Here is an 11,426-nt window from a genome sequence, read left to right as displayed (position 1 = left end):
CCCCCCCCCCCCCCCCCCCCCCCCCCCCCCCCCCCCCCCGGGGGGTGTCACCGGTCCGGGGGGGGGGGCTTCGGGCGGCGCCCCCCCTCGGTTCCGGAGTCCGGTCACTCCCACTCGATGGTGCCCGGCGGCTTCGACGTCACGTCCAGCGTGACCCGGTTGACCTCGGCGACCTCGTTGGTGATGCGGGTGGAGATCCGCTCCAGCACGTCGTAGGGCAGCCGCGTCCAGTCCGCGGTCATCGCGTCCTCGCTGGAGACCGGCCGCAGCACCACCGGGTGCCCGTAGGTGCGGCCGTCGCCCTGCACGCCCACCGAGCGCACGTCGGCCAGCAGCACCACCGGGCACTGCCAGATGTCGCGGTCCAGCCCGGCCGCGGTCAGCTCCTCCCGCGCGATCGAGTCGGCCGCGCGCAGCGTTTCGAGGCGGTCCGCGGTGACCTCGCCGATGATCCGGATGCCGAGGCCCGGCCCGGGGAACGGCTGCCGGTGCACGATGGTCTCCGGCAGGCCCAGCTCCAGGCCGACCCGCCGCACCTCGTCCTTGAACAGGGCGCGCAACGGCTCCACCAGCTGGAACTGGAGGTCGTCGGGCAGGCCGCCGACGTTGTGGTGGCTCTTGATGTTCGCCGCGCCGCTGCCGCCGCCGGATTCGACGACGTCCGGGTACAGGGTGCCCTGCACCAGGAAGTCCACGTCGCCTTCGGAGCCCTGCACCAGGTCGCGGGCCGCCTGCTCGAAGCTGCGGATGAACTCCCGGCCGATGATCTTGCGCTTCTCCTCGGGGTCGGTGACCCCGGCCAGCGCGCCCAGGAACTGCTCGGTGGCGTCGACCGTCACCAGCTTCACCCCGGTGGCGGCCACGAAGTCCCGCTCCACCTGCGCCCGCTCCCCGGCGCGCAGCAGCCCGTGGTCGACGAACACGCAGGTCAGCTGCTCGCCGATGGCGCGCTGCACCAGCGCGCCCGCAACCGCCGAGTCCACGCCGCCGGACAGGCCGCAGATCGCGCGCCGGTCGCCGACCTGCTCGCGGATCGCCTGAACGGTGTCGTCCACGATCGACGCGGTGGTCCACTGCGGCTTGATGCCCGCGATGTCGTGCAGGAACCGGCGCAGCACCTCCTGGCCGTGCGGGGAGTGCGCGACCTCCGGGTGGTACTGCACGCCCGCCAGCCGGCGGTTCCGGTCCTCGTAGGCGGCGACCGGGGTGTCCTTGCTGCCCGCGGTCACGGTGAAGCCCTCGGGCGCCTTGCTGACCGAGTCGCCGTGGCTCATCCACACCGGGTGGTGGCCGGGCAGCTCCTCGTGCAGCGCACCGCCGTCGCCGGTGATCTCCAGCTCGGTGCGGCCGTACTCGCGGGTGCCGGTGTGCTCCACCGTCCCGCCGAGGGCCGCGGTCATGGCCTGGAAGCCGTAGCAGATGCCGAACACCGGCACGCCCGCCTCGAACAGCGCCGGGTCGACCTGCGGCGCGTCCGCGGCGTACACGCTGGACGGGCCGCCGGAGAGCACCAGGGCCGCCGGATCGCGCCGGACGATCTCCTCGACCGGCGTGTCGTGCGGGACGACCTCGGAGTAGATCTGCGTCTCGCGGACGCGGCGGGCGATCAGCTGCGCGTACTGGGCGCCGTAGTCGACGACGAGCACCGGCCCCTTCCCCTCGCGCGGCGGACCCGATGCCGGGGACTGGTCAGGGCTGTTGGCGTTACCGGACACGTCGTCGAAACCTCCAGGCGGATGCGTGCGCTGGAACCCATCATCCCAGCTAACCCCCACCGCCCGGGCAGCGGCTCCGCATCGGCCGTCCCCCGCTCGGCGCGAAGACCGCCGGGGTTCCACGGCCCCCGGTGCGCGCGGCAGGGGCGGAGCGGCAGGACCGGCGGTCAGATCAGCGGCAGGCGCAGGGCCGCCGGCGCCTCGGCGGGGACCGCCGGGTGCTTCGGCGCGATCGGCGCCATCCGGTGGTAGCCCTCGGCCTGCGCGGCGCGCCGGTCCGGTTCGCCCTTGTTCGGCCACATGGAGAACGCACGCTCGGCCTGGGCGGTGATCGTCAGCGACGGGTTCACCCCGAGGTTCGCGGTGATCGCGGAACCGTCCACGATCGACAGCGTCGGGTGCCCGTACGCCCGGTGGTACGGGTCGATGACGCCGTGCTCGGCGTCCTCGCCGATGGCGCAGCCACCGATGAAGTGCGCGGTCATCGGCATGTCGATCAGCTCGCCCCAGGTGCCGCCGGCGATGCCGCCGATCTCCTCGGCGACCCGCTCGTTGGCCTCCTCACCCGCGGGGATGAAGCTGGGGTTGGGCGCGCCGTGGCCCTGCCGGGAGGTGAGCCGGGAGCCGAACAGGCCGCGCTTCACCCGGGTGATCAGCGAGTTGTCCAGGCTCTGCATCACCAGCAGGATGATCGTGCGCTCGCTCCAGTTGCGCACCACCGCCATCTTCAGCGCCTTCAGCGGGTCGGTGCGCACGAACCGCAGCCACTGCTTCCAGCGCGGGTCCGGGTGGTCGCCCTTGGTCGGGAAGGTCTGCAGCAGGCCCATCGCGTTGCTGCCCTTGCCGTAGCGGACGGGCTCGATGTGGGTGTCCTCGTCGGGGTGGAACGAGGAGGTGATGGCGACGCCGCTGGAGTAGTCCAGCTCGCCGAGCTGCGGCACCTGAGCGCCGATGATGGCCTCGGAGTTGGTGCGGGTGAGCTCGCCGAGCTTCGCCGACAGCCGCGGCAGGTCGCCGCGGTCCCGCGCCCGGTGCAGCAGGTTCTGGGTGCCCCAGGTCCCGGCGGCGACGACCACCTGGTCGGCGGTGAACACCCGGCTGCCGAGCGCGGTCTTCGCCCCGGTGCGGCGGGTGCCGATGCGCCAGCGGCCGTCGCGGCCTTCGGCGAGCCGGTGCACGGTGGTCAGCGGGAACACCTCCGCTCCCCCGGCTTCGGCGAGGTGCAGGTAGTTCTTGACCAGCGTGTTCTTCGCCCCGACGCGGCAGCCGGTCATGCACGCCCCGCATTCGGTGCAGCCGGTGCGCGCCGGTCCGGCGCCGCCGAAGTAGGGGTCGGCGACGGTGCGGCCCGGTTCGCCGAAGTGCACGCCGACCGGTGTCGGGTGGTAGCTGCCGCCGACGCCCATGTCGGCGGCGACCTTCTTCATCACCACGTCGGAGGGGGTGGTGGTCGGGTTGGTGACGACGCCCAGCATCCGGCTGGCCTGGTCGTAGTGCGGGGAGAGCTCGTCCTCCCAGTCGGTGATGTGCGCCCACTGGGAGTCGTTGTAGAACGGCTTCAGCGGCCGGTACAGCGTGTTCGCGTACACCAGCGAACCGCCGCCGACCCCGGCTCCGGCGAGGATGAGGCAGTCCCGCAGCAGGTGGATGCGCTGGATGCCGTAGCAGCCGATCTGCGGTGCCCACAGGAATCGGCGCAGGTCCCAGGACGTCTTGGCGAACTCGTCGTCGCTGAAGCGGCGGCCCGCCTCCAGCACGGCGACCCGGTAGCCCTTCTCGGTGAGCCGCAGCGCGGCGACGCTGCCGCCGAACCCGGAGCCGATCACGACGACGTCGTAGTGCTGCGGACCGCGCTGACCCTGAGCACCGTTGCTGGAAGCCATGCCGGACACGTTAGCCGTCATTACTCGCGGGTAGCCAGTACTTTCCGGCACTGCGCGCGACCCAATTTCCCGACCCCGAGCCCGATCCACCCGATTCAGGACCAGCGACCCACCGGCCCAGACCGGCCGCGAACCGTCCTCGTCCTGTCCGCGGCGGAGCCGCTGAGCGGAGAACCAGCACGCAGCCGGACCACCCGCGGGTTCTCAGCCGCTTCCTCGGGAGGACAGCGTTTTCTCATGTGGCGGAGCCACCTGTGAAAACGATCCCGCAGCGAGGAAGCGGCTGAGGTTCCGCCACCCCACCCCCGCGCAACGGGGGAAGGACGGCCACGGATCAACGCCGCAGCGTCAGGCCTACCTTCTGGAACTCCTTGAGCTCCGAGTACCCGGTCTTCGCCATCGCGCGCCGCAGCCCGCCGAACAGGTTGGTGGTGCCGGACGCCTCGCTGCTCGGGCCGAACAGCAGCTTCTCCAGGTCGACACCGGCACCGGTGAAGCCCATGATCTCGCTGCGCGGCAGGCTCGGGTGCGCGGCGGCCGCGGTCCAGTAGTAGCCCTGGCCGGGCGCCTCCGAGGCCTCGGTGAGCGCTTCGCCGAGGACGACGGCGTCGGCACCGCAGGCGATGGCCTTCGCGATGTCACCGGAGTAGGACAGCGCACCGTCGGCGAGCACGTGCACGTACCGGCCGCCGGTCTCGTCGAGGTAGTCGCGGCGGGCCGCGGCGGCGTCGGCGATGGCCGTGGCCATCGGCACGCCGATGCCGAGCACCTGGGTGGTCGTGGTGGCCATCGACTCGCCGAAACCGACGATCACGCCGGCCGCGCCGGTGCGCATCAGGTGCATGGCGGTGCGGTAGTCGCCGACGCCGCCGGCGATCACCGGCACGTCGAGGTCCGCGATGAAGCGCTTCAGGTTGAGCGGCTCGCCGTCCCGCGCCACGTGCTCGGCCGAGACGATGGTGCCGTGCACCATGAGCACCTCGACGCCCGCGGCGAGCAGGTCGGGGGTGAGCTCCTCGGCGTGCTGCGGGCTGACCCGCGCGGCGACGGTGACCCCGGAGTCCTTGATCTGCTTGATGGCGCGGGTGAGCAGGTCGTGCCGCACCGGCGCGGCGTGCAGCTCCTGCAGCCGCTTGACCGCGGCGGTCGGCTCCTCGCTCTCGTCCGCGATGCGCACCACTTCGAACAGCAGGTCGTCGACGTTCTCGTGCCGGGCCCAGAGCCCTTCGGCGTTGAGCACGCCGAGGCCGCCGAGCTCGCCGACGCGGATGGCCGTCGCCGGGGACACCACGGCGTCGGTGGGGTGCGTCACCAGCGGGATGCCGAACCGGTACGCGTCGATCTGCCACGCCAGCGACACGTCCTGCGACGACCGGGTCCGCCGGGACGGGACGATCTCGATGTCGTCCAGCTCGTACCCGCGCATGGCCGTCCGGCCCATGCCGATCTCCACCGAATCCCGCACGTCAAGTCCTCCCTGCCAGCACCACAGCACTCCAACGGAGCATTCTCTCTACTCCGGGCTCGGACCTCGCATCCGCCCCGGTCTTTCGGGTCCGGCGCCCGGTGCGTTCAGGCGTGCGGGGCCAGGCCCGCCACGGTCAGCCGGAACAACCTGTCGGCTTCGGCGGCGGCGTCGGCGCGGTGTTCGACGGCCAGCACGATGCCGACGATCACCGTGATCAGGTCGGTGAGGGCGATGTCCGCTCGCACCGCACCGTCGCGCACGGCGCGGTCCAGCAGCGGCGTGCCCGCTTCCTCCAACGCTCCGGCGCAGGTGTTGCCTTGGACCGGGTCGGTGTCGGGTCCCGCGTAGGACAGCGCGACCGCCAGGCCGCGGACGGTGGCGCAGTAGGCGACCACTTCGTCGAGCCAGCGCAGCAGCGCGTCGCGGCCGTCGGGCGCATCGGCCAGTTCGGCGGCGCGACGGCTCAGCGCGTCGATGCGGCTGTGCGAGACCGCTTCGAGCAGGGCGCGGCGGGTGGGGAAGTGCCTGCGCACGGTCGCCGATCCGACTCCGGCGGTGCGGGCGATCTGCTCCAGGGAGGCTTCGGCGCCGCGGGCGGCGACCTCCTGTTCCGCCACGGCGAGGATGCGGGCGTGGTTGCGCCGGGCGTCCGAGCGCTGCGCTCCGGTCACGGCGTCACCTCCTGCTTCACAAAACGGCGGGGTCCGCCGTATCGTACGGGAGCACAAACGGCGGTCCCCGCCGTTTTTCTCCCGAGGAGCAGCATGCCGACCCATCCCGCACCCGTCCTGGTCTCCGGCGCCACCGGCAGGCAGGGCGGAGCCACCGCCCGCGCCCTGCTCGCCGCGGGCGTTCCCGTCCGCGCCCTGGTGCGCGACCCCGAGACCGAACGCGCCGCCGCGGTGCGCGCGCTCGGAGCCGACCTGGTGACCGGCGACCTCCGCGACCGCGACTCCCTGGCACCGGCGGTCGACGGCGTCCGCGCGGTCTTCTCCGTGCAGCTGCCCGAGCTCACCGCGGACGGCTTCGACTTCGACGGGGAGATCGCGCAGGGCACCAACCTCGTCGAAGCGGCCCGCGCCGCCGAGGTGGCGCAGTTCGTGCACACCTCGGTCAGCGGCGCCGGTCAGCACACCGAGGTGCCCGGCATGGCCGAAGGCCGGTGGGGGGTGGCGCGCAGCCTGGGCGCCAAGAGCGCGATCCAGGACCGGGTCCGCGAAGCCGGTTTTCCCAGCTGGACGCTGCTCAAGCCCGCCTTCTTCATGGCGAACTTCCTGCCCTCGATGGGCTTCCTGTTCCCGCGCGGCGTCGAAGGCGGCCTGGTCAGCGTCCTCAAGCCGGACACCCGGCTGTCCCTGATCGCGACGGCGGACATCGGGGCCGCGGCGGCCGCCGCGATCGCCGAGCCGACGCGGTTCCACGAGGTCGAACTGGAGCTGGCGGGCGACTTCCTGCCGATGGAGCGGATCGCCGAAGTCCTCTCCGGCGCGCTCGGCATCCCGCTGACGGCCCCCGACATGACCGAGGCCGAAGCGCTGGCCGCCGGGATGCCGGGCATGGGCGCCACCCACGACTACCTGAACGCGGTCGGCCAGCCGGCCCGCCCCGAGTTCGCCGCCGAACTGGGCCTGCCGACCACCTCGTTCGAGGTGTGGGCGGCCGCGCACCTGCGCGGCTGACCCGGTGCGGAGTAGGGCGCGGGAACCCTCGGCTCCCGCGCCCCGCACCTCACCGGGTCGTGTAGTTCGGCGCCTCGACGGTCATCGTGATGTCGTGCGGGTGCGACTCCTTGAGCCCCGCCGCGGTGATCCGCACCAGGTTGGCCCGCTGCAGCTCGGGGACCGTGGTCGAACCGGTGTAGCCCATCCCGGAGCGCAGCCCGCCGACGAGCTGGTCCACCACCTGCGCCAGCGGCCCGCGGAACGGCACCCGCCCCTCGATGCCCTCCGGCACCAGCTTGTCCTCGGACAGCACGTCGTCCTGGAAGTAGCGGTCCTTCGAGTACGACCGGCCCTGCCCGCGGCTCTGCATCGCGCCGAGCGAGCCCATGCCCCGGTACACCTTGAACTGCTTGCCGTTGACCAGCACCAGGTCCCCGGGCGATTCGGCGGTGCCCGCGAGCAGGCTGCCCAGCATCACGCTGCTGGCACCGGCCGCGATGGCCTTCGGGATGTCCCCGGAGTACTGGATGCCGCCGTCGCCGATGATCGGCACCCCGGCCGGCCGGCACGCCTGGTCGGCCTCGTAGATGGCGCTGATCTGCGGGACGCCGACGCCCGCGACGACGCGGGTGGTGCAGATCGAGCCCGGTCCGACGCCGACCTTGACGGCGTCCGCGCCCGCGTCGACGAGCGCCTGGGCCCCGGCACGGGTGGCGACGTTGCCGCCGATGACGTCCACCGAGTGGCCCAGCTCCTTCTTCAGGGTGGCCACGGTGTCCACGACCGCCCGGGAGTGCCCGTGCGCGGTGTCCACGACGAGCACGTCCACCCCGGCGTCGACCAGCGCCATCGCCCGCTCGTGCGAGTCGGCGCCGACGCCGACCGCGGCGCCGCACAGCAGCCGGCCGTCCGGGTCCTTGGTGGCGTTGGGGTACTGCTCGGTCTTGACGAAGTCCTTGACGGTGATCAGCCCGCGGAGCTTGCCCGCGTTGTCCACGATCGGCAGCTTCTCGACCTTGTGCCTGCGCAGCAGGCCGAGCGCGGCTTCCGCGGTGACGCCGACCTGCGCGGTCACCAGCGGGGCGGGCGTCATGATCTCGCGCACCCGGCGGGTGTGGTCCACCTCGAACCGCATGTCGCGGTTGGTGATGATCCCGACGAGGGTGCCGTCGGGGTCGGTGACGGGGACACCGGAGATCCGGAAGCGGGCGCACAGCGCGTCCACCTCGGCCATGGTGTCCTCGGGCGAGCAGGTCACCGGGTCGGTGACCATGCCGGCCTCGGAGCGCTTCACGACCTCGGCCTGCGCGGCCTGCTCCTCCACCGACAGGTTCCGCTGCAGGATGCCGACACCGCCCTGGCGGGCCATGGCGATCGCCATCCGCGCCTCGGTGACGGTGTCCATCGCCGCGGACAGCAGCGGCACCCGCAGCCGCACGTTGCGCGACAGCTGCGTTCCCGTGTCGACGCCGCTGGGGATCACATCGGACTCATCGGGCAGCAGCAGCACGTCATCGAAGGTCAACCCGAGCGTCGCGAACTTCGCGGGGAAACCGGGGGCGGTGAGTTCGCTGGTCATGGCGAGGCGGTGTGCCTTCCTGCAAGCAACGGTGCGGTGACCGAAGGTTCCGGGCGGGGGCTCATCGGCGATACCGGGCCACCGGAGGCGGCGGTTCGACGACGTCCCCGGCGCGAGCGGCAGGTGCGATTGCTCCATGATAGAGACCCCGCTGGTCAGACATGGGAAGCGGTGGTGCAACGCACGTGCGCACCCGCGCGGGCGCCCCGAGCGGCGGTGCAGGTCGTGGTGGGCGGTACCGTGCCGGGCGTGCCGCACGATCCGCTGCCCCCAGACCCGTTCGCGGGCGACCCGGAGGACCCGAGCAGAGCGCTCGACGACCAGGAGCCCGAGTTCGGCCCGCCGCTAGGCGAGGACGAACGGGCCGAGCTCCTCTCCGACCTCACCGACCTGGCCGTCTACCAGGCGTTGCTGGAACCGCGCGGTGTCCGCGGCATCGTCGTGGACTGCACCGACTGCGGTGAACCGCACTACCACGACTGGGAACTGCTGCGCTCCAGCCTGGAGCAGCTGCTGCACGACGGTCGGATGCGCCCGCACGAGCCCGCGTTCGCCCCGGACCCCAGCGAATACATGAGCTGGGAGTACTGCCGCGGCTTCGCCGACGGCGTCACCGAGACGGAGAACGAGAACACCCGCTGATCAGCGGCTCCCGCCTCCCCGCCGGGCACGAAGCCCACCGAACATGAAGCGGGTCCGCGCCCCTCACGGGCGCGGATCCGGGTTCGTGCTTGCTCAGTTGGGCGAGGGGAACAGCCCGCCGCCGTTGTGCGGCGCCGAGGTCGAGTCCTCGGGATTCCCGCTGGACGGCAGGTCGGAGCTGCCGCTGGTCTCGCTCGGCTCCGTCGTCGGCTCGGTCGGCTCCTGCGAGGAGCTCGGTGTGCTCGGCGAGGTCGGCGTCGGCCAGTCCGGCGGCGGCAGCTGCGGGTTCGACGGCGGGGGCGGCTCGACGGTCGTCGTCGACGTCGGGTGCGAACTCGACGAGGACTCCGAAGTGGATCCGCCCGGCAGGTGCGGCTGCTGGAAGCGGTTCTCCAGCACCTGGTGCCGCGCCTCCAGTTCCTTGAGGTGGGCACCGGCGTTCTGCATCGTCTCGTGCGCCAACTGCAGGGACACCTTCGCGTCGCTGTAGTTGCCCGAGTTCCACAGGCTTTCCGCCTCGTCGAGCTGCGACTGCGCCTTCTGGGCGGCCGCGGCCTCCTGGGAGTGATCGCTGTAGAGCACCTGCGCCACGCCCCACAGCATGTCGCCGGGCATCGCGTCCCGGGCGGCGAGGCCGACCCCGGTGAACCCGATCATCAGCACCGCGGCGGCCGAGGCCACCGGGACCAGGTGCCTGCGGCGGGACTTGCGGCGCGGCCTGCTGCCCGCGGCGATCGCGGCGACCGCGGCATCGGTGTCCACCAGGTCGCCGATCGGCGCCGCGTCCACCTCCCGCCGCCACGCGACCAGCAAGGATTCCAGCGCGGGCGCGGTGTCGGCGGACTCCGCGGGCACGTTCGGATTGGTGCCGCCGAGCGCGTCGAGCAGCGCGTCGTCGGCCTGCAGTTCGGAGAGGTTCAGCGGTTCCGAACCGACCTCGTCGGCGTCGATCAGGCCCGCCGCCGTCGCCTGCTCGGTGTCGGCGTCGGTGAGCAGGGGTCGTCGCCGGAAGTCCAGCACCGTGGCACCGGACTCCGCGGCCGAGGTGCCCGCCGGTTCGGCCACGACCTCGTCCTCGGGGCGCGCCGCCCGGATCGTGCGCTGCTCGTCCGCCTCGTCCGCGGAACCGGACTCGCCGGTCCGTTCAGCGGATTCGCCAGGCGTGGCCGAATGGGCCGAATGGACGGTAGGGTGGTCCCCGGCGTCCCCTTCCGGACCGTCGGAGATCTCGGCGGTGTGCGACCCGGACGCCGCCGGGGTGGCGGAGTCGGACTCTCGATTGTCGATCAGCTCGGCTCCCTCGCCAGCGGCGGGCACGGCCGGAGAATCCTCCGGCGCACGCGTTCCGCCCGCACGGTCGTCCTGCCGGCCGGAATCGACGGGATCGTCCGAGGCGTGCTCCCGTTTCGGGGCGCGCTCCGATTCTTCCCGCTCGACCATTCAGACCACCTCCTCCGCGGACAGCGTCTTGCGCAGCCGGGCCAGTGCGCGGTGCTGTGCCACTCGCACCGCTCCCGGAGTCGAACCGACCGCTTCGGCCGTTTCCTCCGCGGACAACCCGACGACCACCCGGAGCAGCAGGATCTCCCGCTGCTTGGCCGGGAGGACGCGCAACAGCTGCGCCATCCTGCCCGAAAGCTCACCTTGCATGGCCCGCTGCTCCGGTCCAGCCTCGGACTCCGGGGTGTCCGGAACGTCCGCCACCGGCTCGGAGCGGTTGCGGGCCGACGCCCGATGAGCATCAGCCACCTTGTGCGCGGCGATGCCGTACACGAACGCCAGGAACGGACGACCCTGATCCCGGTAGCTGGGCAACGCCGTCAGCACGGCGAGGCACACTTCCTGGGCGACGTCGTCCGCCGAAGCGAACGACCGTTCGTTTCGTCCTACCCTGGCGCGGCAATACCGCACCACCAAAGGACGGATTTCGGCCAGCAAGCGCTCGATCGACTGACGATCGCCGTCGACGGCGGCGCCTACAAGTGCGTCCAGCCCGTCCCCCACGTTGCTCATCGCAGACAGCAGCCCTGGTGTTACGCGTTCAAGCGACTCGGATTTGCTCGGCGAACATCACGTGCACCGCACGCAGCGCCGAGGTCACCGTACCGGGAAAGGACAGATCCCTGAACAGGGAGTGGGGGCCAGCGGCGGTCGTTGTCACGTAACCATAACTACCAGATATCCACCCGAGCATCGTCCGCGCAGTCCGGAACCGGCACTGATCGACGGATGGTAGGGGGGGACGTTCGCGACACGACGGTCGACTCCCGGCTCGTCCCGGCCGGGTCGTGGGACGTGTCCGCCGTCATGTCCCGGCGATGCGGAAGCACCGGGACATGGCGGCGGACACCGAAGTCCTGTCGAGGCCCCCCCCCCCCCCCCCCCGGGGCGGGGGGGACCCCCCCCGGGGCCCCCCCCCCCGGGGCCCCCCGCGGGGGGCGGGGGGGCCCCGGGGCGCGCCGCGACCACCCACCCGCA

The 11,426-nt window shown here is 72.4% G+C and carries 9 protein-coding genes; 2 read left to right on the top strand and 7 right to left on the bottom strand.

Annotated features, from left to right (window positions below; translation table 11 throughout):
• Positions 1–104: 104 nt before the first annotated feature.
• From guaA to LCD33_RS17880, 4 genes are all read right to left on the bottom strand, one after another.
• Positions 105–1,646: a glutamine-hydrolyzing GMP synthase gene (guaA, locus tag LCD33_RS17895; RefSeq protein WP_224956120.1), complete on the bottom strand. Its 1,542-nt coding sequence runs from the start codon at positions 1,644–1,646 to the stop codon at positions 105–107.
• A 236-nt stretch (positions 1,647–1,882) separates the two neighbouring features.
• Positions 1,883–3,598, bottom strand: a complete 1,716-nt coding sequence (locus LCD33_RS17890) for an FAD-dependent oxidoreductase (RefSeq protein WP_224968999.1) — start codon at positions 3,596–3,598, stop codon at positions 1,883–1,885.
• A gap of 334 nt (positions 3,599–3,932) precedes the next feature.
• Entirely contained in the window at positions 3,933–5,063 is a 1,131-nt protein-coding gene (locus tag LCD33_RS17885; protein ID WP_224956122.1) for a GuaB3 family IMP dehydrogenase-related protein, read from the bottom strand.
• Between the two features lie 107 nt (positions 5,064–5,170).
• Positions 5,171–5,737, bottom strand: coding sequence for a TetR/AcrR family transcriptional regulator (locus LCD33_RS17880; protein WP_224968006.1), 567 nt, complete (start codon positions 5,735–5,737; stop codon positions 5,171–5,173).
• A 93-nt stretch (positions 5,738–5,830) separates the two neighbouring features.
• Here LCD33_RS17880 and LCD33_RS17875 point away from each other — a divergent pair, with 93 nt between their 5' ends.
• Positions 5,831–6,745, top strand: a complete 915-nt coding sequence (locus LCD33_RS17875) for an NmrA family NAD(P)-binding protein (protein ID WP_224968004.1) — start codon at positions 5,831–5,833, stop codon at positions 6,743–6,745.
• Between the two features lie 49 nt (positions 6,746–6,794).
• Here the strand turns inward: LCD33_RS17875 and guaB are convergent, their stop codons facing one another.
• On the bottom strand, positions 6,795–8,306 hold the full coding sequence (guaB, locus tag LCD33_RS17870) for an IMP dehydrogenase (protein WP_224956125.1): 1,512 nt from the start codon (positions 8,304–8,306) through the stop codon (positions 6,795–6,797).
• 240 nt (positions 8,307–8,546) lie between these two features.
• Between guaB and LCD33_RS17865 the strand changes: the two genes are divergently transcribed.
• The gene (locus tag LCD33_RS17865; protein ID WP_224956126.1) at positions 8,547–8,948 is read left to right on the top strand and encodes a DUF5319 domain-containing protein; all 402 of its coding nucleotides are present in this window, start codon (positions 8,547–8,549) and stop codon (positions 8,946–8,948) included.
• A gap of 93 nt (positions 8,949–9,041) precedes the next feature.
• Here LCD33_RS17865 and LCD33_RS17860 read toward each other — a convergent pair whose 3' ends face one another.
• Positions 9,042–10,265, bottom strand: a complete 1,224-nt coding sequence (locus LCD33_RS17860) for an anti-sigma-D factor RsdA (RefSeq protein WP_224956127.1) — start codon at positions 10,263–10,265, stop codon at positions 9,042–9,044.
• Positions 10,266–10,388: 123 nt separating this feature from the next.
• Positions 10,389–10,961 (bottom strand): sigma-70 family RNA polymerase sigma factor, encoded by a 573-nt coding sequence (locus LCD33_RS17855; protein ID WP_184483051.1) that lies wholly within the window; start codon positions 10,959–10,961, stop codon positions 10,389–10,391.
• Positions 10,962–11,426: the final 465 nt, after the last annotated feature.

Source organism: Saccharopolyspora sp. 7B, from assembly GCF_020177435.1.
GTDB lineage: Bacteria > Actinomycetota > Actinomycetes > Mycobacteriales > Pseudonocardiaceae > Saccharopolyspora_C > Saccharopolyspora_C gregorii.
Note: the sequence above shows the minus strand (reverse complement) of the source record. Positions and strands in the feature narration are given on the sequence as shown.

Excerpts from the sequence above, each read along its gene's own strand:
- LCD33_RS17890 (WP_224968999.1), bottom strand. The coding sequence starts at position 3,598 with ATGGCTTCCAGCAACGGTGCTCAGGGTCAGCGCGGTCCGCAGCACTAC.
- LCD33_RS17875 (WP_224968004.1), top strand. The coding sequence starts at position 5,831 with ATGCCGACCCATCCCGCACCCGTCCTGGTCTCCGGCGCCACCGGCAGG.
- guaB (WP_224956125.1), bottom strand. The coding sequence starts at position 8,306 with ATGACCAGCGAACTCACCGCCCCCGGTTTCCCCGCGAAGTTCGCGACG.
- LCD33_RS17855 (WP_184483051.1), bottom strand. The coding sequence starts at position 10,961 with ATGAGCAACGTGGGGGACGGGCTGGACGCACTTGTAGGCGCCGCCGTC.